16 protein-coding genes and 1 other RNA gene are annotated in these 23,443 nt (G+C 38.8%); 1 reads left to right on the forward strand and 16 read right to left on the reverse strand.

Features of this window, described 5'->3' with window-relative positions; genetic code table 11:
• Window positions 1-109 precede the first annotated feature (109 nt).
• Together ssrS and pckA are read right to left on the reverse strand one after the other, a co-directional pair.
• A non-coding RNA gene (gene ssrS, locus BMY66_RS03060) (6S RNA) lies at window positions 110-292 on the reverse strand.
• A 136-nt stretch (window positions 293-428) separates the two neighbouring features.
• Window positions 429-2,042, reverse strand: coding sequence for a phosphoenolpyruvate carboxykinase (ATP) (gene pckA, locus BMY66_RS03065; protein ID WP_090394085.1), 1,614 nt, complete (start codon window positions 2,040-2,042; stop codon window positions 429-431).
• A 314-nt stretch (window positions 2,043-2,356) separates the two neighbouring features.
• Here pckA and BMY66_RS03070 point away from each other — a divergent pair, with 314 nt between their 5' ends.
• Entirely contained in the window at window positions 2,357-3,730 is a 1,374-nt protein-coding gene (locus BMY66_RS03070; RefSeq protein WP_044933941.1) for a citrate/2-methylcitrate synthase, read from the forward strand.
• 123 nt (window positions 3,731-3,853) lie between these two features.
• Here BMY66_RS03070 and BMY66_RS03075 read toward each other — a convergent pair whose 3' ends face one another.
• From BMY66_RS03075 to BMY66_RS03140, 14 genes are all read right to left on the reverse strand, one after another.
• Complete coding sequence (locus tag BMY66_RS03075) at window positions 3,854-6,217, reverse strand: hypothetical protein (protein ID WP_090394086.1); 2,364 nt, start codon at window positions 6,215-6,217, stop codon at window positions 3,854-3,856.
• A 97-nt stretch (window positions 6,218-6,314) separates the two neighbouring features.
• Window positions 6,315-7,451 carry a hypothetical protein gene (locus tag BMY66_RS03080; RefSeq protein ID WP_090394087.1) on the reverse strand — a complete coding sequence of 379 codons (1,137 nt, stop codon included), beginning with the start codon at window positions 7,449-7,451 and terminating at the stop codon, window positions 6,315-6,317.
• A 188-nt stretch (window positions 7,452-7,639) separates the two neighbouring features.
• A complete protein-coding gene (gene gdhA, locus BMY66_RS03085) occupies window positions 7,640-9,001 on the reverse strand; it encodes an NADP-specific glutamate dehydrogenase (RefSeq protein ID WP_090394088.1) in 1,362 nt (453 codons plus the stop codon).
• 123 nt (window positions 9,002-9,124) lie between these two features.
• On the reverse strand, window positions 9,125-10,225 hold the full coding sequence (locus tag BMY66_RS03090; RefSeq protein ID WP_177175565.1) for an AI-2E family transporter: 1,101 nt from the start codon (window positions 10,223-10,225) through the stop codon (window positions 9,125-9,127).
• A gap of 113 nt (window positions 10,226-10,338) precedes the next feature.
• Entirely contained in the window at window positions 10,339-11,772 is a 1,434-nt protein-coding gene (locus BMY66_RS03095) for a DUF4340 domain-containing protein (RefSeq protein ID WP_090394090.1), read from the reverse strand.
• 13 nt (window positions 11,773-11,785) lie between these two features.
• On the reverse strand, window positions 11,786-13,252 hold the full coding sequence (locus BMY66_RS03100; RefSeq protein WP_090394091.1) for a GldG family protein: 1,467 nt from the start codon (window positions 13,250-13,252) through the stop codon (window positions 11,786-11,788).
• A complete protein-coding gene (locus BMY66_RS03105; RefSeq protein ID WP_090394092.1) occupies window positions 13,252-14,118 on the reverse strand; it encodes an ABC transporter permease in 867 nt (288 codons plus the stop codon). Before BMY66_RS03105 ends, BMY66_RS03100 begins: the two co-directional genes overlap by 1 nt.
• Before the next feature lies 1 nt (window position 14,119).
• Window positions 14,120-15,121: an ABC transporter ATP-binding protein gene (locus BMY66_RS03110; RefSeq protein WP_090394093.1), complete on the reverse strand. Its 1,002-nt coding sequence runs from the start codon at window positions 15,119-15,121 to the stop codon at window positions 14,120-14,122.
• A 129-nt stretch (window positions 15,122-15,250) separates the two neighbouring features.
• Window positions 15,251-16,702 carry an adenylosuccinate lyase gene (purB, locus tag BMY66_RS03115; RefSeq protein WP_090394094.1) on the reverse strand — a complete coding sequence of 484 codons (1,452 nt, stop codon included), beginning with the start codon at window positions 16,700-16,702 and terminating at the stop codon, window positions 15,251-15,253.
• 46 nt (window positions 16,703-16,748) lie between these two features.
• Window positions 16,749-18,194: an amidophosphoribosyltransferase gene (gene purF, locus BMY66_RS03120; protein ID WP_090394095.1), complete on the reverse strand. Its 1,446-nt coding sequence runs from the start codon at window positions 18,192-18,194 to the stop codon at window positions 16,749-16,751.
• Window positions 18,195-18,231: 37 nt separating this feature from the next.
• Window positions 18,232-19,098 carry a phosphoribosylaminoimidazolesuccinocarboxamide synthase gene (locus BMY66_RS03125; RefSeq protein WP_033153895.1) on the reverse strand — a complete coding sequence of 289 codons (867 nt, stop codon included), beginning with the start codon at window positions 19,096-19,098 and terminating at the stop codon, window positions 18,232-18,234.
• 70 nt (window positions 19,099-19,168) lie between these two features.
• A complete protein-coding gene (gene gpmI, locus BMY66_RS03130; protein WP_044933925.1) occupies window positions 19,169-20,713 on the reverse strand; it encodes a 2,3-bisphosphoglycerate-independent phosphoglycerate mutase in 1,545 nt (514 codons plus the stop codon).
• A gap of 42 nt (window positions 20,714-20,755) precedes the next feature.
• Entirely contained in the window at window positions 20,756-22,135 is a 1,380-nt protein-coding gene (locus BMY66_RS03135; RefSeq protein WP_049960230.1) for a CapA family protein, read from the reverse strand.
• Window positions 22,122-23,351: an SEL1-like repeat protein gene (locus BMY66_RS03140; RefSeq protein WP_177175566.1), complete on the reverse strand. Its 1,230-nt coding sequence runs from the start codon at window positions 23,349-23,351 to the stop codon at window positions 22,122-22,124. Before BMY66_RS03140 ends, BMY66_RS03135 begins: the two co-directional genes overlap by 14 nt.
• Window positions 23,352-23,443: the final 92 nt, after the last annotated feature.

The raw sequence follows: 23,443 nt of genomic DNA on the forward strand, positions 1-23,443 counted from the left end.
TAGCTATCAAGCTCTGTACTTACTCAAGCGAAACATGTGTTGAGCGGAGTAAATACATGCTTGTAAGCGTAACAAGGTGTACATAGTCTTTATAAAATTTGCAAAAAAAATCTAACCCAAAATGCCGGGCCTATCAATTGACTCCTAGCTCTAGCTAGGTGGATCGCCGCAACTAATCTTTTGTCTTCCTCTGCGCAATGAAGGCCTGACAGCCAATTAGAAATATAGGCATTCCGTTTAAAGTAAATGTAGGTTCAAAAAGGATAAGTTAAATCGTACATCCCAGGTTAGAAATAAAGTCGGTATATTTACTACCTGCAATTATATTACAACAGATTTGTGATAAAATAAAGAACTGATTTTTCACAAAAACAGGTCCAGAGTGTTTTTTAACTCTGGACCTTTGTTTGTTAAATATAGATTATATTCTATAACTGTGGACCTGCAGAAACAAGTGCCTTACCAGCTTCGTTTGTCTCATACTTCTTGAAGTTCTTCTGGAAACGTGCAGCTAAGTCCTTAGCCTTCTCTTCCCACTCAGAAGCATTTGCATATGTATCTCTAGGATCAAGGATTGCTGGATCAACTCCTGGAAGCTCTGTTGGTACCTCGAAATCGAAGAATGGAATCTTCTTTGTAGGTGCCTTAAGAACATCGCCAGAAAGGATTGCATCGATGATACCTCTTGTATCCTTGATAGAGATTCTCTTGCCTGTTCCGTTCCAACCTGTGTTAACAAGGTAAGCCTTTGCACCAGACTTCTCCATCTTCTTAACAAGCTCCTCAGCGTACTTTGTAGGATGTAACTCAAGGAATGCCTGTCCGAAGCAAGCTGAGAATGTAGGTGTTGGCTCTGTGATACCACGCTCTGTACCAGCAAGCTTAGCTGTAAATCCTGAAAGGAAGTAATACTTAGTCTGCTCTGGTGTAAGAATAGATACTGGAGGAAGTACTCCGAATGCATCTGCTGAAAGGAAGATAACATTGTCAGCATCTGGACCAGAAGAAACCTTGTTTACCTTCTGTGCAATCTTGTCGATGAACTCGATTGGGTAAGATACACGAGTGTTTTCTGTAACGCTCTTGTCTTCAAAATCAATCTTGCCATCATCAGCAACTGTAACGTTCTCAAGAAGAGCATTTCTCTTGATTGCGTTGTAGATATCTGGCTCAGACTCTTTGTCAAGTCCGATAACCTTTGCATAGCATCCACCCTCAAGGTTGAATACACCGTTGTCATCCCAACCGTGCTCATCATCACCAATAAGGAGACGCTTTGGATCTGTAGAAAGTGTAGTCTTACCTGTACCAGAAAGACCAAAGAAAATAGCTGTGTGCTTTCCATCCATATCTGTGTTAGCTGAGCAGTGCATTGAAGCCATACCCTTAAGTGGAAGGAAGTAGTTCTGCATAGAGAAGAGACCCTTCTTCATCTCTCCACCATACCATGTATTAAGAATAACCTGCTCTTTGCTTGTTACGTTGAAAAGAACTGCTGTCTCAGAGTTAAGTCCAAGCTCCTTGAAGTTCTCAACCTTAGCCTTTGATGCATTGTAAACGATGAAATCTGGCTCAAAGTTTGCAAGCTCTTCCTCTGTAGGACGGATGAACATGTTCTTTACAAAGTGTGCCTGCCAAGCAACTTCCATAATAAATCTAACTGCAAGACGTGTGTCCTTGTTAGCTCCGCAGAAACCATCTACAACGTAGAGTTTCTTGTTAGAAAGTTCCTTAACTGCAAGTTCCTTACATGCCTTCCAAGCTTCCTCTGAAGCTGGGTGGTTGTCGTTAGGATATTCTGGAGTTGTCCACCATACTGTATCCTTTGATGTCTCATCCATTACGATAAATTTGTCTTTAGGTGAACGACCTGTATAAATACCTGTCATAACATTTACAGCGCCAAGCTCTGTAACCTTACCTACTTCATAGCCTGTAAGATCTGATTTTGTCTCGTCTTCAAACAACTGCTCGTATGAAGGGTTATAAACAACTTCCGTTGCCCCTGTGATACCATACTTTGTCAAATCAACATTAGCCATCTGTCTTACCTCACTTTTCTAATTTATTTAATTAGCCTCCCTTTATTGGGATAAAAACTAATTTTCGCTGATTATCATTTTAAATTTTCGTTAAAATAAAGTCAATCTTTTTGAGCAAAAATTGTTTTCAAATCTATACAATTTTCTGAGATAATTTTTAGCAGATTGCCATGTATTAATTTTTTCTTAAATATGCCCATATTTTCTTGAAATCTTGTTGAAAAAAATGTCACAATAAACCTTGAGTTATAAAAGACAGTTTAGTAAACTAAAGTGTGAAACTGAACCCGATAAAAACAAGGAGGAAAATGTTTATGGCAATTGATAATTTCAGCGAGATTACTCCAGAGCTTGAAAAGCTTGCGGAGCTTTCAAAAAAATCCTCATATATAGATCCTGATTTATATACGACCTACGATGTCAAAAGAGGTCTTCGTGATCTTAATGGTAAAGGTGTACTTGTAGGTATTACAGAAATATCTGAGGTTAACTCAAAGAAATTTGTAGACGGAAAAGAAGTTCCTTGTGATGGTCAGCTTTTTTATAGAGGCTACAATGTTCAAGATTTAGTTAAAAATCTTCCATTAGAGCAGCACTTCGGATTCGAAGAGTGCACATACTTATTATTGTTTGGCACTCTCCCTACCAAAGAACAATTAGAAGAATTCAAAGCTCTTCTTGCAAGCTATCGCTCTCTTCCACCAAACTTCGTTAGAGATATGATTATGAAGAGTCCATCCAAAGACATGATGAACTCACTTGCAAGATCAGTACTTGCTTTATATTCAAATGATGAGAAGGCAGACGATACATCTGAACCAAACGTTCTTAGACAATGTTTGCAGTTGATTGCCAGCTTCCCATTGTTATCAGTATACAGCTATGCTGCCTACGACTATTACTACAACGACGCATCATTAATCATTCATCAGCCAAAGCCAGAATACTCTACAGCAGAGAATATTCTTCATTGTCTGAGACCTGATAGCAAGTTTACTCCACTTGAGGCAAAACTTCTTGATGTTGCTCTTATTCTTCATATGGAGCACGGTGGTGGTAACAACTCTACATTCACCACTCACTTGGTATCATCATCTGGTACAGACACATACGCTGCTATTGCAGCTGCATTAGGTTCTCTTAAGGGACCAAAGCATGGTGGTGCCAACATCAAAGTTGTCCGCATGTTTGAAGATATGAAAGCTCATCTTAATAATTGGGAAGACGAAGAAGAAGTTAGCACATACTTGCGTGCCTTACTTCACGGTGAAGCCTTTGACAACGCCGGTCTTATCTATGGTATGGGTCATGCTATTTACTCAGTATCTGATCCTCGTGCCATCACCTTCCACTCTTTCGTAGAAAAGCTTGCCGTTGAAAAAGGCATGGAAAAGGAATACAACCTCTACGAAACAGTCGCTCGTCTTGCTCCAAAGATAATCGCCGAGGAGCGCAAGATTTACAAAGGTGTTTCACCAAACGTGGATTTCTACTCAGGCTTCGTTTATCAGATGCTTGGCATTCCAGGAGAGCTCTTCACTCCTATTTTCGCCATTGCTCGTATCGCTGGTTGGAGTGCTCACCGCATGGAAGAAGTTTGCCACAAGGGCAAAATCATGCGTCCTGCATACATGACAGTATGCCCACACAAAAAATACATTCCAATCGAAGACCGTAAAGTAGATTAATCAATCCATTCTATAGACATTAAATAAGCCAACTAGTAGGCTTTTAGCCGTAACTAGTTGGCTTTTATTATTCTTCCACGAATGGATTGATTATTATGAGGTTATAAAGGTTTAGCAACATGTTTATTTTGCTAAATTTTTATATGGTGCTCTATACGTAAAGCTATCTCCAGTATAAAGAGAGGATAATATCGATAGATATCTATTTCTATCAGACTCTGTTACTCGACCAACAACATGTCCATGTATATATTGCGGACCATATCCATGCATGTTTACAAATCCCAATTCGCTTATGTCTTGTCCGACTAGAATTTTAAATTCACCGTCATTCATTTGTTCATACTCATCAGCATTATCTCTATCATATATTGTCATTACTATATCTGGCTCGGACATCTCCTTCAACACTTGCTTATGAGCCGAAGACTTCATATATTCATCTTTTGATATAGAATTTAAATATTCCAAATACTGCTTTTCATACTCATCCTCAGTGAATTCAAAACCAAATATTTGTCCATTCATTTCAATAAAGAAGTCCGCATCCTCATCATATTCATCCTCTTCGTTGTCGCCATATTTGAATTCAATTTTCATATCCTTCGAATGATCCACATCGTCAGAGATGTGAGTGCACACTGATGCATTACCATTAGGGTCTTGTATAACATTTAGTGGCTCAAACTCTAAATGGAAATACTTTGCCAAAAGAAGCTTCTCATCATCATTAATTCCATTCAATGCAAAGGAACTTTGAACATTAGCTTCAGTTAGGAAGTATCCAAGTAAACTGTCCTCTGAGGATAAATCAAGCTCAATTAGAGGACCTGCCAGCTTCATTTCAAAACATGGTATATCATAACCTTTATGCTTCTCTAACTGCTTACCTACAGCCACAAAACTAGTAGTAACATTTGGATCTGCAACATTAATAAACTCACAAAGTGTTAAATCTACGCCAAGATTAAAACCAAGAGTGACACTTGTATTATCAACATCCGCATCAATACAATCTGTATTAGCTAGTTTGCATTTAACAGCATTTTCGTTGCAGGATTTTGCTGTTCCAGATGGGTCACTGTGAGACGAAATGCACACTGGCTGTTCTGCGCCAAATCCAAGTGATACGCCTAAATCAGCTGATATAGCAATTTGGGGATCAATATCTGCGGATAACACGCCAATGCCCAATGGTATATTAGGCAAATCAATTTCAGCTTCAGCTTCTATTCCATCTATCATTACGGCTGGTTCAAAGGATATTTCAAAGGAAACATCCTCATCATCTTTAACGTAAGCGTAAATCTGAAGATTCTTCAATGTAATCTCAAAGTTTCCTCCTGCAGAAACCTCTTTACTTATTTCAGATTCCTTCTTTTCATCTTTATCTTCTTTTTTATTGTCATCTACTTCTTTTGAATCTTCATTATCTTGAGATTCACCTTCTTCATCTTCTTCGGCGTCCTCTTCTTCCTCGTCATCGTCGGCTTCATATATAGAAACGCCACCTAAAGTGACAGAATCCACACTAATACCATCAGTGCCGCCTGAACCGCTGATAACCATATCAGTAGTTGTTGATTCCTGGGAACCTTCACCTGTGGCACACATGCTTATTGTAGGATTAAATGCCGATTCGTTACTACTCATAGCAGTAACTATAGACCAATCCACATAGCCTGACACAGTATAGGTATCCACTAAATCCTCTTGTGTCTCTACCGGCTTAGTCAAAATATCATACTTATTTCCATCTCGAGATTCCACAGAAATTACCTGTCCGCCATGCATAATTCCATACTGGTCCAAATAAACAATCCTATCATCAACCTGAGGCTCATAATTCCCAGTAGATGCTATCACTTCATCTTTTTGCTCTATTGTGGTGGATGGATTTTCCTCATCTGTTGATTCTACTTCTTCCTCAATATGCTTGTAGTAATCTACCTGCCATTCTTTTCCATCAATTACTCCATCTGCCAATACTACATCATTCTTTTCAACGTGATAATCCTCGGAAACTTGCAAGGCCTTTAGATTATTTATTAAAGCTTTGGCCTGTTCCTCGCCAATATACGATGTAAGGTAATCCTCTTCTATAAGCTTCTTTTCCTTGGCTATAGCATCAGTTGTTTCTGAGCTGCATTCATTGCCATCAAGGTAATAATCAAGGCAGGCTCCACCTAACTTTTTCATGCCAGAAAATACAGCCTCACTACCTGTTATCTTTTCGTCGCTGTACTCAGTATAATCTGTATATTGAAGAGCTTCATTCAAAAGGGCCATCCATTCCTTTTCAGATAAGGCTTCATCCTCAGAAACAGGTACAAACATTATCTCTTCTACCTCTGGCTTAGTTTCTTTTTCTTCAATAACTTCATTATCATTCTTATGTTGTTTATAAAATCTATATCCGAAAAATCCGCCAACGCCTACTGCTACAGTAACAGCAATAGCTATTATTATCTTTACGTACTTTTTCATACTAGCTTTTCTCCTGAAAACTGATATTTATATCCAAAAAAGCTGCACAAAACCGCTTTGTCATTGATTTTGCACAGCTTAATACAATCTAGCTATTCTATAAATCTAAAATTGTCATTTCAGTATAGAGACTGAAATCATAGTCACTACTCCTAAGATATTTCCATGTAGTAAAAACTTCTTTAATTTCATTTATATCTTCAAAAAAGCCAGCAACACATTCCATCTTTGAACCTTTTTCAAGTGGATTAGTAATATAGTAATCCCCCTTATAGTATGCGTTTCCTTTTAAACAAACTACACAATAATTTGGAATCACATTATGACTTTTAAATTCAACTTCGGATGGATTAGAATTATTATTTTTGTATATCATATAAATTCTTAATTTATTATATTTATCATAGTTATAGCCAATATTAGTTAAACTATAATCACTAGAATTAACGCCTTCATAGTAACTTAAAAATTTGTCTTTTTTAGAATCCGCTTTTGATTTTAAATCATCAAGTAATTCATCAGTAACTTCATCATAGCTTTCAACAATAGATGGCGCACCTTCAACTGTATATGTGAATGTACGATCAAATTCAGGAAGGTTATTTTCTGTTCTAAATGCTTCAAATTCTGACTCAGACTTTCCAATCTGAATTGTAACAACATCTCCGTTTTTCAAGCCTTCCTTCTGACTATATTTGAACTTAGGCCAATTTTTTAAAGTATTTTTTTCTGCCTTAATTTCAATATTAGGTGAATATCCTTCAGTCTTAAAACTTACATAATCCTTAATATCAAAATCTGCAGGATCTTTTAATCCTTTTACTTTTGTATTTATGCTATTACACTTTATTTTTATACCGGTATTAGACTCAAATTTTTCTGCTGTAGATTCAGAAATTTCACTAGATATCTTAATTTTATCCCCGTTTGATAAATTTGAAGACTCTTCTATTGATGCATTTTCAAGCGCCTCTTCCAACAAAATCACACTAGCCTCTTTTACAGCAGTTTCGTCAGAAACATCAATTTTTGCATTTTTTCCAGCTAATTTAACCACGCTCTTGTAAAAATCATCACTGTTTATCCCGTCAACTTTTACTTCACCATATCCATCGTAGCCTTCATATTTTAAAGTCACATATTCATTCACGTTTAACTGTTCTTTGCCACAGCCTGTGAGACCTAGCAAAATGCCTGTTGAAATTAGCATTAATAGTCCAAATTTCTTTTTCATATTCTTTTCCTCTCAACTACCTAAATATACTCTCTGCAAATTTTTTTAATAATGCGCTAATAATTATATATATATATATATTTAGTCAATAGGCGATTTTTATAACATTTATACATACAAAAAAACCCTAGGAACCGAAATTCCTAGGGATGATATAAATCAAAATGATTTTTGATTTAAGTTATATTTTAGTATGCAATACCCTGTGCCATCATTGCCTCAGCAACCTTTTCGAAGCCTGCGATGTTTGCGCCTGCAACGAAGTTGCCTTCCATACCGTACTTCTTAGAAGCATCATCACATGCATGGAAGATTCCTTCCATGATTCCCTTAAGCTTAGAATCAACTTCTTCGAATGTCCAGTGAAGTCTCTCAGAGTTCTGTGACATCTCAAGAGCTGATGTAGCAACACCACCTGCATTTGCAGCCTTAGCTGGTCCAAAGAGAACGCCAGCTGCCTGGAATGCTGCAACAGCTTCTGGAGTTGAAGGCATGTTAGCACCCTCTGCTACTGCTGTAACGCCGTTAGCGATAAGCATCTTTGCATCTTCTTCGTTAAGCTCGTTCTGTGTAGCACATGGAAGAGCGATGTCTACCTTGTACTGCCATACACCGTGCTCGCCGTTCTTCTTCTCGTGGTACTCAGCTGATGGTCTAGCAGCAGCGTACTCAGAAAGACGTGCTCTCTTAACTTCCTTGATTTCCTTAAGAAGGTCAAGGTCGATTCCCTCTGGATCATAAATCCAACCTGTAGAATCTGAACATGTAACTGGCTTAGCGCCAAGCTGATATGCCTTTTCGATAGCGTAGATAGCAACGTTACCAGCACCTGAAACTGCTACTGTCTTGCCCTCAAATGACTCGCCCTTTGTAGACTTAAGCATTTCCTGTGTGAAGTAGCATACGCCGTAACCTGTTGCCTGTGTACGAGCAAGTGATCCGCCGTAAGAAAGGCCCTTACCTGTAAGAACGCCTGTGAACTCGTTACGAAGTCTCTTGTACTGACCATACATATAACCGATTTCACGAGCACCTACACCGATATCACCAGCTGGAACGTCTGTATCAGCACCGATGTGCTTTGCAAGCTCTGTCATGAATGACTGACAGAATCTCATGATTTCCATATCTGACTTGCCCTTAGGATTGAAGTCAGAACCACCTTTACCACCACCGATTGGAAGTGTTGTAAGTGAATTCTTGAAAATCTGCTCGAAGCCTAAGAACTTAATAACTGATAAGTTTACTGAAGGGTGAAGTCTAAGACCTCCCTTGTATGGTCCGATGGCTGAATTAAACTGAACTCTGTATCCACGGTTTACCTGAACCTTGCCCTGATCATCAACCCAAGATACTCTGAACTGGATAATACGCTCTGGCTCAACGATACGCTCAATAACGCCAAGCTCCTCAAGCTTTGGATTTGCAGCTACAACTGGCTCTAAAGACTCTAACACCTCGCTAACTGCCTGAAGGAATTCCTTCTGCTCTGCGTTTCTAGACTCAAGTCCGTCATAGACACGCTGTAAATAACTACTCTTAAAATTCATTACAAAATCTCCTTTCAGAATATGTCGTTCAGAAAATGCCGACTCTTGCCACCCGACACAATCTAGAAAAGATTTTACTGCATTCAGCACTTTAATGCAATAAAGTTTTTTATAAATTTCTACTTAAATGGAGTCTTTTTCTTTGTCAGCTAAAAACCGGTCAAATTCTAGTTTTAAAAGAGCTGCTACAGGTACTGCAACAAGCATTCCAACAAATCCTCCCAAAGCACTTCCACCTATTAATGCAGCAACCACAAGCAGTGGATGGATTTTAATATTTGAGCTAAGAAGACGTGGATTAATTACATTTCCATCAATAATCATAATTACAACAAGTGCTATTATTCCAGAGATAAGTTCCGTAAATGCCTGTTGTGGCAAACATATCAATAAAAGAGATGCATAGCCTACAATTGGTCCCACATAAGGAATGAGATTTCCTATGCCTACCAGTAATGCAATTAATAAAGCATCAGGGATGCCTAGAATTAAAAATACAACTCCAGTGATTACTGAAACCAACAATGCATCAATAAACTGGCCTCGCAGATATCCTGAAAAGATTCTATCTGCATCACTCCAAAATCTTTCAAATCGCTCTTCTTCTTTTTTGCTTGTGATAATTCTAAATGCTCTCTTCCAATATCTATTGATTCTAGCTCCATCAATCATGAAATAAACAGAAAAAATGCATCCAAAGAACAAGGTTGTAATTACATTTTTCACGCCACTTAAAAAGCCTGTCACATATCCACCAAGCTGATTCATGGAAATGCCTATATTTTTAAGCTGCTCCTCTATGGTTGATATCAAGCTTTGCACATCACTCTGAACTAAATCTGCAATAGATAAAAGAGATTCAAAGTTAATAGCTGAAATGTTCTTGTAAATAGTCAGAATAAGAATCACCAAAATAAACGCAATAACAGCAAGTACAATAATAAAGCTTAGTAAAATAGCCAGCGGTCTATCCCACTTGTGGCTTTTTCTTCTGCTAAATAATCCTTCGATTCTATCCACAATTGGTGAAAGCAGAAAGCTTATTATTCCACCCACAACCAACGGTTTTAATACTGCAGTAAATATAGTCCATAGTCTTGACCAAAAACCTGTGGTCCAGTACAAAAGACATACCACTATCAGCGTTACTATTACAGTTACACTTGCATATAAACATATCTTTGCATACTTCTTATCCAGTGATGACCAGAACCTCTTCAGCATACCCATCCTCCTTATGTAAACTATAACTTTTAAAATCAGTATACAAAAAATGGTTTCCAGAATCATCTGAAAACCATTTTCTTTACATAATTTTAATAATTATAATCTGTTGTTTATTCATCGTCTGTTGTAGTATCCTCATCTGTCTCTTCCACTTCCTTGCCCTTATTTAAAATAGAGCTTGTGATTTCCTCACGAAGTGAAGACATTGATGTTCTGCTGCAAAGACCAACAGTCTTGCCATCCACAGCAACCACACATGAGTCGCCATCATACTGATAAAGAACCACATTGACCACAGTAGCATCTTCATCGTTAAGAGTGATAGCAAATGCCAGCTCTTCTGTTCCCTTGCTGTAATCATCTCCAACTTCCGTCAAAGATAAACTGTCGATAAGTGATGTTGCGGTAACAAAATCTACTGTCTCATCATCAACTGTATAAGTATTTCCATCCTTCTCGTCATACTCAACATTTACAATGTAGGCTTCATCATCAATATCTACTGAGAGCTGTGCTACATTTGTCCAATCGATAGAAACAACTTCTGATGGACGAAGTGTTGAATAGCTAACATCGGCTATATCATCATAATCATCTGCTGTTATTGCATATACGATAGTAGAGCCTTCAAAGTAAAGATATGCTGTATCAGCATCATCTGCCTTGGCAAAATAAATCGTCTGAGTCTGTGACTCTACTGCTGCATCATCAGAATCTTCCTCAGAATCATCTGCAGGAATCTCCCCAGTGATTGTTACTGTAAGTGTTGGATTATCTAATCCATATTCTGCCAAGTCATCCTCAGTTGCCTTATAAGTTTCATACTCTGTTAAATCCATAGATGAAAGCTTCTCTACAAATGATGTAACCTTTGACTCTGATACAGGGCTATAGTCATCTCCATCAACATAATAGAAATCATAATCATCTGTATATGTGTATTCACCATCAGGGTCATATACAACATTTGCTTCCCCATCACCTGATACAACAACTGATGTTATCTGTGAGTAGTCGTTGATTTCATCTCTATCAAGGAAATCGTCCTGACTAGCAGATACATATTGAAGGATATCATCATCTATCAGATATACGCTCTTTTTATCAACGCAGATATATCTCTTTTCATCGATTGTAGAGAAATCACCGAATGTGATAACGCTATCTCCATCTGCTGTAGTAAATGTGATAGTAGCCTCAGGACTATCAAGTCCATACTGAGCGTAATTCTCTACGTCATCGATAATAAAGCTTGCGTGTACCGATTCAAAATAAGAAAGCATATCAGCTACGTAATCCTGATCTACAGGAAAATCGGTATCATCTGAAATCTGCCACTGAGAATCATTTTGAACAAGTGTCACACTATCATCGTTATACTCTATCGCTACCTGTGTCAGATCATCCTCATTAATTGTAAATACTTCTTCATCTATCGTATTTACGGTGTCGATATGTTGCTTTACTGCCTTTTCCACTACAATGGCCACAATTGCAATAACAAGAATGGCGCATAGAATCAGCAGTGTTTTTCCTCTTTTCATTTGATAATCCTCCCTATTCCAGGCTAACCTTTCTTCGTCTTACAACTTCATCGATTCCATATAGTAAGTATCCTACTGGAAGCACACCAATCATAATTACCTTAAGAAGTGTAGCTGCTGACGCACTGATTGTCAGATAGTTGTAATCCAGTGACTTTGATCTGATAGAAAGTGATTCTGTATCAGTCATCTTCCATGACATAGCGTTCATGAAGAAGTCCTCATTTGCACCTGATGAATAAGAATTGTACTGGTCCTCTAACAAGTAGTCAGAAGCAATCCATACAAGTGAACCATCGTTGCTGTTCTCTGCTGCAATTGCAAGCGAGAATGGTCCATCAACATCCCCATCTTCTTTCTCATATGTGCTGATATCGTAGCCTGCAGCCTTTGAGTATGCCGAAGAAGATGTATCAAGAAGTGATGTTACTGTATACGAACCTGCTGTATTCTCAATAGTTAATCCTGCAGAAATTGGCATAATAACTTTGCTGTTCTCATCAATAAGAGCATCTGTAATATCAGAAGACTCAATTGTTGGAAGAAGGAAATATGGATAATCAAATGCATAGTTATCTCTATTTGTATCTATTACAATACCGTCAGTCATAGATACACCTACATAAGCTAACAAAGCTTCAAAGTTTGTAAGCTCACCCTCCTGCTGTGTACCAGAAAGTACTACAATATGACCACCATTATCAATATATTCCTCAAGGATTGTTACCTCTTCTTCAGATAAATCGCTTGAAGGAGAGTTGATTAAGATTACATCAGCATCCTCTGGTATTTCATCCTCATTAAGCAATGAGAACTCTGTCGTCTCCATGTTGCCACTTTCAAGAGCAGATTCCATAGTTGTAGACATATCTGCCTCGCCGTGTCCTGTAAGGACATATACCTGTGGAAGCTCATCAGATACAACATAATCAATTGCTGTTGTAATCAAGCTTTCACCATCAAATGACTGTGACACAGAACCTGTTGTGTAGTAAGAGCTACTGTCTACCTCATACATTGATTCATAGCTTATATATCTACTCTTATCTCCTGAAACTACAATCAAAGAGTTATTTGTAACAGTTTCTGATGTATAGTTAGACGCAAATGTTGGATAAGTATCTGGGTCTTTCTTTTCTACTGTAAGTTTATCTGAAAGGGAATCGTAAACATCCAAAAGCTTTTCTATAACTGTCGACTCCTGGCCAGACTGACATATCCAGTAGATAGTAACGTCGTCCTCCAAGTTACCAACTACCGCCTTACTTGAAGATGTAAGGGAATATAGCTGTGCGGCTGATATATCAAACTGAGTAACTGTGGCTGGAAGTAATGACATAAACACATTTATAGCAATTACAATAGCAAGAACTATAACGGAAATAACAAAACTGTAACCACCGATTTTGGCAGACTTAGTATTTAATTGCTGTTTATTTTTATCTATAAACTTTTTAAAATCAGGTTTCTTAATCTTCATTATCCGTTATACCTCCTCTTCTCTAATGATTGCACACATAAGAACAAGAAGAAGGCTATGATACTTATGTAATAAACTATTGCAGTCAAATCGAACACGCCATTGTAAAACATTGTAAATCTTTCAAATAATGAGATTTGATTCATTACCTTAGGAAGTAAATCTTCAAGTATCTCTGGCTTTGCAAAGAAAAGAATGATTGCAACTAAGCATGTAATAAATGAGAAACCATATCCCATCACATCAGACTTTGTCATGTATCTGATTATTAGTCCGAGGATTATCATTATTACTACTATCGTAAATACGGAACCAACTGCAGATGATGATACTGCGTCAGCAAGCGTTGTACAGTAATAGTTAAATAGCATTACAACAACGCAGATACCTGCTGCCATTCCCTGGGACTCTGTCAAAGATGATATAAACATTCCTATGCTGATAAGGGAAAGGCCTAAAAATATAAAAGCAAATATTGTGCCGTAGCTTGTTGGCAAATATACCTCTCCATACATAGAAAAAATTAATGGATAGGCGCAGATAAAAATCATAGGCACTACAAAAACTACAAGAAGTGCCATAAACTTACCTACCACAATTTCTGTTGTGCTAATAGGTAATGAATATAGAAGCTGGTCTGTTTTCTGCTTCTTCTCATCTGCTATTATCCTCATAGTAAGTATTGGAACAATGATAATAAATACTATTTGGATAAAGCTTAATACGTACTCAAAATTCGCCACCGATGCATTGATGTTATATATAAGTGCTCCTATTCCTGTAAAGGCAAGTAGGAAGGCACCAAAAACATAGCCTGTAAGGCTGTGATAATACAATGACAATTCGTGCTTTAATACTGCCACCATCTTACTCTTCCTCCTCTTCTTCATATTCTTCGTATTCCGAATCCAACTCTTCTAACTCACTCTCCTGTTCAGAAGAAGTCAGTTCAATAAAGATGTCCTCAAGTGATGTCTGAACTGGATTGAGCTTTACAAGAGGAACTGAATTGGCAACAAAAGCTCTAAATACAAGCTCACATACCTCGTATGGATTCTCCATTGCTGTAGAAAGTTTGTAACAATGATACTTTTCAAAATCCTCAACATGCTCAAAGCTAGAGATAGCATCAATGTGATTAATCACCTCTGATACCTTTTCTTCTGTAGCTTCTGTCATAATCTCAATCTCGTTTTCTGATGACAATGACTTACCGAGATTTGTTATGTCATCGTATACAACAAGCTTTCCCTTGTAGATAATAAGTACCTTTTCACATATTGCCTGTATCTCAGAAAGAATATGTGAACTTAGAATAACTGTATGCTTCTTTCCTAGCTCTGATATAAGGTCCCTTATCTCGATAATCTGCATTGGATCAAGGCCCACAGTTGGCTCATCTAGAATAATTACAGAAGGATTTCCAAGGAGTGCCTGGGCTATACCTACTCTTTGTCTATATCCTTTAGATAGATGCTTTATAAGTCTGTTTTGCATCTCTTCGATATGGGTTTCTTGTATTACTCTGTCTATTTCTGACTCCAGCTCTGCTTTTGCTATCCCCTTTGCTTCTGCAACAAATTTAAGATATTCTCTTGGAGTCTGTTCTACATAAAGAGGTGGAATTTCAGGAAGGTAGCCGATAAGCTTTTTTGCCTCTTTCTCCTCCTCATAAATATCATGTCCATCAATTTTTATATCACCACTAGTTGCAGCGAGACAGCCAGTTATAATATTTAGTGTAGTAGATTTACCTGCACCGTTTGGTCCAAGGAAACCATAAATATGACCATCTTCGATGGTAAATGACAAATCATCTACGGCAAGTACATCACCATAGCGTTTCGATAGATGTTCTACAGTTATCATTTCGCATATTCTCCTTTATTTTTAGTCTATAGTACTGTAGAACATGAATATTACGTCTATCTGACATCTATGTGAAATGTAAGTGAAAAAAAGAGCCCACATTTCTGTGAGCTCTAATAATTATATCGTTTATACGTTAATCTCAGCTTTTACACCAAGTACTTCTTTGTTTGCCTCAAGAATAGGATTGATAACATCACGAAGGTAAACCTCAACCTGACGTGGGCCACGTCCAACGTATCTTGCAGGCTCCATAGTAGCCTCAAGTTCCTCAAGTCCCATTGGGAATTCATCATCAGCAGCAATAAGTTCAAGAAGGTTATTGTCCTTACCCTCTACCTTAACGTTCTTGCCTGCCTCCATAGAAAGTGTACGAATCTTCTCGTGAAGCTCCTGTCTATTTCCACCAAGCTTAACAGCATCCATCATAATGTTTTCTGTAGCCATGAATGGAAGCTCAGACATAAGGCGCTTTGTAATAACCTTGTCATATACTACAAGACCATCTACAACATTTAAGCAAAGGTCAAGGACACCGTCTGTTGCAAGGAATCCCTCAGCAATAGAAAGACGCTTGTTTGCTGAATCATCAAGTGTACGCTCAAACCACTGAGTAGCTGATGTAATCGCTGGGTTAAGTGCATCAATCATAACATAACGAGAAAGTGATGCAATACGCTCTGAACGCATTGGGTTGCGCTTGTAAGCCATAGCTGATGAACCAATCTGGCTCTTCTCAAATGGCTCCTCTACTTCCTTAAGATGCTGAAGTAAACGAATATCGTTTGACATCTTATGAGCAGATGCTGCTATACCTGCAAGGATATTGCAAACTCTAGTATCTACCTTTCTAGAATATGTCTGGCCTGATACTGGGTAGCATGCCTTAAATCCCATCTTCTCAGCTATCATTGGATCAATCTTGTCAATTGTTTCATTGTCGCCGTTGAAGAGCTCAAGGAAGCTGGCCTGTGTACCAGTTGTACCCTTTGAGCCAAGAAGCTTAAGAGTAGAAAGTACATAATCAAGATCCTCAAGATCCATTACAAACTCATTAAGCCAAAGTGTTGCACGCTTACCAACTGTTGTTGGCTGTGCAGGCTGAAAATGTGTAAATGCAAGTGTAGGCTGTGCCTTGTACTTGTCAGCGAATGCTGCAAGCTCAGCAATAACATTCACAAGCTTTGTACGAATAAGCTGTAAAGCATCTCTCATAATGATGATATCAGTGTTGTCACCAACATAGCAGCTTGTAGCGCCAAGGTGAATAATACCTGCTGCCTTTGGGCACTGCTGTCCGTATGCATATACATGACTCATTACATCATGTCTAACTTCTTTCTCACGAGCCTTTGCAACATCATAATTGATATCCTCAATGTGCTGCTTCATCTCATCAATCATATCCTGAGTAATAACTGGCTTTCCATCCTGTGAAAGACCTAATTCCATCTCAGTTTCTGCAAGGGCAATCCAAAGTCTTCTCCAGGTTGAAAACTTCTTATCCTGTGAAAAGATGTACTGCATCTCCTTGCTTGCATATCTCTCGCTAAGTGGGCTTGTATATCTATCTGTACTCATATTCTCTCCTTATATCGTGTAATCTATCCGAATATCAATCGGGAAGTTACTTTTCATAATCCCCACGGATATCTTCAGTTGGTGGCTCCATAGGGTAGTTACCATCAAAGCAACCATGACATATCTCAAGGCCATCTACCATCTGTGGAAGTCTCTCAAAGTTGAGATATGCCAAAGAATCAGCACCAATGATTGCGCAAATCTCGTCTACAGAATGCTTGTAGGCGATAAGCTGCTCGCGACATGGCACATCAGTACCAAAGTAGCAAGGCCACAAAAATGGTGGTGATGAAATACGAACATGTACTTCTGTAGCCCCGGCATCACGAAGCATCTTTACAATACGATCTGATGTAGTGCCTCGTACAATTGAATCATCAATCATGATAATTCGTTTACCCTTAACTACTTCTTTAAGAGCATTAAGTTTTACCTGTACTGAGGACTGTCTGCTTGCCTGCTTAGGCTTGATGAAAGTACGTCCTACATAGCTGTTCTTGATAAATGCTGTTCCGTATGGAATACCTGATTCTAATGAATATCCCTGTGCAGCTGCATTTCCAGATTCTGGAACACCAACTACAAGGTCAGCTTCAACTGGTGAATCCTGTGCCAAGAATCGACCAGCTCTGATACGAGCATCATATACAGACTGCCCATCAATAATACTATCTGGTCTGGCAAAATAGATATATTCGAAAATGCATCTACCATGATTGCTCTTATCAATACATCTGCTCTTATCAGATTTGATACCAAACTCAGGTGAAATAGTTACGATTTCTCCTGGCTCTACATCTCTGATGTATTCAGCACCGATTGTATCAAGAGCACATGTCTCTGATGCAATTACATATGCATTATCACGTTTTCCAATGCAAAGTGGTCGGAATCCCTGAGGATCACGGGCAGCAATAAGCTTTCTAGGTGACATAACAACAAGTGAGTATGCTCCTTTGATTTTGTCACAAGCTCTCGCAACTGCTTCCTCAACTGTTGCACTTTTTAAACGCTCTCTTGCAATAAGATATGCGATTGTTTCTGAATCGATTGTTGTTTGGAAAATGGCACCTGTCATAGAAAGCTCATCTCTAAGTTCCTCTGCATTGATTAGGTTACCATTGTGGGCCATTCCAAGAATACCCTTTATATAAGATAAAACAAGTGGCTGTGCGTTCTCTCTTGTAGAAGAGCCTGCTGTAGAATAACGAGTATGTCCTACACCAATATCTCCGTGCATGCCCTCAAGTATTTCCTGATTGAATACTTCGTTTACTAATCCCATATCTTTGTGAAGGGCAAAATTGCGTTTTGGACCATTAGTGTCAGATACTGCAATACCACAACTCTCCTGTCCTCTGTGCTGTAACGCAAAAAGGCCATAATAAATCGAGGAGGCAACATCTCCACCGTCAAAATCGTACATGGCAAAGACGCCGCACTCCTCGTGCAAATCGTCCCATGGCATGTCCTTTACTTTCAAATCTGTCATAAAATCTCCTAATACATAATCTACGCTATAAGGTATTTTACACTTCAAGTGCTTTGCCAGTTAATAGCTTGTAAGCTTCAAGATATTTGTCGATTGTCTTATCGATAACATCCTGTGGAAGAAGGTAATCTGAATCTGGATTAGCCTTAAGCCAATCACGTACGAACTGCTTATCAAATGATGGCTGTCCATGTCCTGCTTCATAACCCTCAAGTGGCCAGAAACGTGAGCTATCTGGAGTAAGCATCTCATCTGCTAAAACAATGTTACCATCCTCATCAAGACCGAACTCAAACTTTGTATCAGCAATAATAATGCCCTTAGTAAGTGCATAATCTGCACACTTCTTATAAAGAGCGATTGTGTTATCACGAAGTGCAGTTGCGTATTCTAAGCCATGACCAGGGAATTCCTTTTCAAGAACTTCTATGGAACGCTCGAAAGAGATATTTTCATCATGATCACCAATTTCAGCTTTAGTAGAAGGAGTATAGATAGGTTCAGGAAGTTTATCTGATTCCTTTAACCCTTCTGGAAGTTTAATGCCACAAACAGTACCGTTCTCTTTGTAGCTGGCCCATCCAGAGCCTGTGATGTAACCACGTACGATGCACTCGATTGGAAGCATTGTAAGCTTCTTGCACATCATTGACTTGCCCTTGTACTCATCGTTCTGGAAGAACTCTGGCATGTCTTTTACATCAGTTGAAAGCATGTGATTTGGAACAATGTCCTTTGTAAGTTCAAACCAGAACTTAGACATCTGTGTAAGCACTGCACCCTTGTTGACAATTTTGTTTTTGAGAATTACATCGAATGCAGATATACGATCTGTTGCTACCATAATAATGCTATCGCCATTATCGTATACTTCTCTTACTTTTCCTTCTTTAATTGGTTTCATAATCAAATCCTCTCTCTTTTTATTCTATTTTATTTATAATCATGTCGCCCCCCCCTAAGGGGGCTAATGACTACTTTCTAACTAAAAGTGACTTTCCAGTCATCTCCTTTGGCTGCTCAAGACCCATGATCTCGATAAGTGTAGGAGCGATATCACAAAGAGCACCGCCCTCGCGGAGTGTATAGTCACTATCGTAGTTAACTAAGATAAATGGAACAGGATTTGTTGTGTGAGCTGTGTGTGGCTCTCCTGTCTCATAATCAATCATCTTTTCTGCATTACCGTGGTCAGCACAGATGAATAATGCTCCATCCATCTCCTTAACTGCCTCTACGGCTTCACCTACAAGTGAGTCAACACGCTCTACAGCTGCAACAGCTGCCTCTATGACGCCAGTATGACCAACCATGTCTGGGTTAGCAAAGTTGATAACAATAACATCGTACTTGTTAGACTTAATAGCATCTACAAGCTTTGCTCCAACCTCTGGTGCCGACATTTCAGGCTTAAGGTCATATGTAGCTACATCCTTTGGAGAGTTTACAAGGATTCTTTCCTCGTCCTTGTTAGGCTCCTCAACACCACCGTTGAAGAAGAATGTAACGTGTGCGTATTTTTCTGTCTCAGCAAGTCTAAGCTGCTTTAAACCATTGTTAGCTAAGAACTCACCGAATGTATTAGAAATGCTCTCCTTTTCGAAAGCAATGTGCTTGTTAGGGATTGTCTCATCGTAATCCTTGAAGCAAGCATAATAGAGATTTAAGAACTCTCTATCGAAGCCTGTGAACTTGTCATCACAGAATGCTCTAGTAATTTCACGAGCACGGTCTGGACGGAAGTTAAAGAATACAACTGAATCGCCATTCTTAACAACTGAAAGAGGCTTTCCATCAGCATCTGTGATAACTGTAGGAAGAACGAACTCATCAGTTACACCATCATCGTAAGATGCCTGCATAGCATCAGGTACTGAAGTAGCCTGAACGCCTTCACCCTTAACAAGTGAATTGTAAGCCTTCTCAACACGATCCCAGTTGTTATCACGGTCCATTGCGTAGTAACGACCAGAAAGTGATGCAATCTTACCAACTCCGATTTCGTCCATCTTTGACTGAAGTGCTGCTAAGAAATCCTTACCAGAAGCAGGTGGAGTATCACGTCCATCAAGGAATGCGTGAACGAATACATTTGTAAGGCCGTTCTTCTTGCACATCTCAAGCATACCGTAAAGGTGCTCGATGTGGCTATGTACACCACCGTCTGAAAGAAGACCCCAAAGATGAATGTCTCCGCCAGTCTTTTTAGCATTGTCGATAGCTTCAAGTAAAACCTTGTTCTCGAAGAACTCGCCATCATTGATAGCTTTTGTAATACGTGTTAAATCCTGGTAAATAATGCGGCCTGCGCCGATGTTCATATGTCCAACTTCTGAGTTACCCATCTGTCCGTCTGGAAGTCCAACAAACATTCCAGATGCTTGACCTGCTACGAATGGACATTCAGCCATAAGTTTGTCCATAACAGGTGTCTTTGCCATTGCAATGGCATTTCCCTTTGGATTGTCATTAAGACCATATCCGTCGAGAACCATAAGTACTACAGGTTTCTTACTCATAGTAAATCCTCCTTATATCTGGCAAACGCCAGAAAAAAATATTTATTTTTTACTAATACGTCCGTCCTTATCAATCTTTGCTGATGATGATAAGGAATTCAGACCATCTATGATATTGCTGTAAGCCATATCTTCTGAACCAAGCAGGCTTGTAACTCCTGCGTTAAAATTACATGGAATAAAGTATGAATCTACGCTTCCATCTTGTTTTATACGAATCTGTGCTAATCCTGTATCGTATGATGTTGGCATGTTGCTGGTTGTAGAGAACCAATAGTTGCCCAAGCTGTAGTAGATAGGCACATCATCCATATACTCAATTGTTTGAAGGCAATGTGTATGCCCTCCTATTATTACATCTGCACCAGCCTCAACAAATGCTCGAGCAAGTGCCATCTGATCACCGCCATAATTGGCAGTGCCTTCTGTACCCCAATGAGGAAAAACAATAACAAAATCTGCATTTGCTTTTGCCTCTGATATAGTTTCACAAAAAGCTTCCGGGTGCAAGCATTTCATAACACCTGGCGTAACGCCTGTAGCTTCCTTTGTGTAATTAAGAGTTCTTTCTATTTGAGTAGCTGCCACAATGGCTATCTTTCTGCCACCGACAATAAAGTATATCGGCTTTTTAGCTTCCTCAAGATTGACTCCTGCCCCTACATAAGGAATGCCTTGTAAATTTAGGGTATTTAATGTATCTAAAAATCCAATTTCATCATAGTCATAGACATGATTGTTGGCCACACTAACTGCGTCAACTCCAAGCTCTTCGAGCAAAGCAACTCGACTTGGATCTGCTTTAAATGTATATGCCTTTCCAGCAAGAGGATTCCCTCTGTTTGTATAGGCAAACTCATTATTAACAAGAAGAATATCAGCTTCTCGCATTTCTTCTAACAAATCTGCCGAAAAGCAATCTTCTATTCCATTAATTTGGCTGTCCATAAACTCTGTTGTGGCTATTCCTTCTGCAAATGACAAATCGCCGGTAAAATCAAGAACTATGTCTCCATAGACTGGCTTATCTATTACGTATGTTTTGTCATAGGAATAACTCTGCAAGCCTGTATCCATACAGTACTCGTACCAAAGTACATGAATACTCTTGCCAGTAAGTTGATACCAAATTTCTGGCGTTTGGAAATTTGCATAACTTGCAATTTCCTCTATTACATCCTCACCATATTCAGATGTAATCATCGCGAGAAAAGACTCGTCTATAGGATGACCTCCTATAAACTCAATTGTACTATTGTTTAAAATCGTATCCCACGCGTCCGTTAAATCCGCAATTTCAATGATTTCCGGCTCGCTAGCTTCAAGATTTACGGTATCAACCTCAATTGTTTTGTGTCCGCATCCTGTTAGTAAAGAGATAACAACCGTAACTATCGCTATGCAAAAGTTACATTTCTTCATTAATCTGTGCCTTTACTCGGACAACAGCCTCCATAGCGCCTTCATAACCCGAATCAGCCGCCATTTCATAATACGACAAAGCTGTTTCCAAATTCCTCTCAACCCCGTACCCGTTTTCATAAAGAAAACCTAAATTAACCTGAGCAATTGCATAACCCTGCAATGCTGCAAGCTTTTGGTAATAAACTGCCGATGCAAAATCTACATCTACACCAAATCCATTGTAATACATGTAACCAATCTGGTTAAGTGCTGGTGCGTAGTCTGCATCTGCTGCGATAAGATAATACTCCATCGCTTTTTCATAATCTCTATCTACATCTAAGCCATTTTCATAAATCTGGCCTAGGTAATAGCTAGCCTTAGCGTAGCCGTTGTCAGAAGCAGCTGTAAAATACTCGATAGCCTTTTCTGTATCTGCTTCTACTCCATTGCCTTCTACGTAAAGAAGACCAACTGCTGTATTCGCAAGATTGATAGCATATTGATCTGCTAAATCTGTGCTTTCTGATTTGGTAACTCTTGAATAGTAATCAAAAGCCTTTTTGTAATCCTGAGCAATGCCAATACCATGCTCATATGCATAACCTAGATAGTATGTACCATCTATATCTCCGGCAATCTGTGCCTTGTATATGTAATCGTAAGCTTCTTCTGCTTTTTCTTCGTCTTCTGTGGATATTTCTACTTCTTCTGATTCTTCTGTATCAGTGATATCGACATCCTCATCAGATTCATCAGCAAAAAATGCTTCTGGTAATGATGCCATTATAACTCTGGCTTTGCCAACGTAAGCATTATCTGAGCCACCCTCAATGGCAGCATCAAAAAGCTCATCTGCTTTTTCTAAATCCTGCTCAACACCTGTGCCTGTTAAATAGAAATAACCAAGTGCACATGTACCGTCAACATTTCCTGAATCAGATGCCATTTGATACCAGGAAATCGCCTCAGCAAAATCCTGCTTAACATCCTCTGTGCCGTACTCTAGCATACGACCAAGCATAACCTGTGCGTCAGTGTCGTCCTCATATGCAAGAACTTCAAGCTCACTATATGAAAGAACTGTATAATCCTCAACTTCCACGTCGTCAAATGCGACCTGTTCAGTAGTATCTACTGTATCCTCTACTTCCTCTTCCTCTTTCTTGCCACAGGCAATAAGTGAAAGTGAGCAAAGGCCTAACATAAAGTATAAACGAAATTTTCGTTTCATAAATTCCTCCAAGGACAAAACGTCCATCAGCGCAAATTATATCATAAAATGAACTTATTTAAAACAAAAATAGCGCACCAGAAACTGGTGCG

It is taken from the genome of Pseudobutyrivibrio sp. C4, assembly GCF_900111635.1.
GTDB classification, from domain to species: domain Bacteria; phylum Bacillota; class Clostridia; order Lachnospirales; family Lachnospiraceae; genus Pseudobutyrivibrio; species Pseudobutyrivibrio ruminis.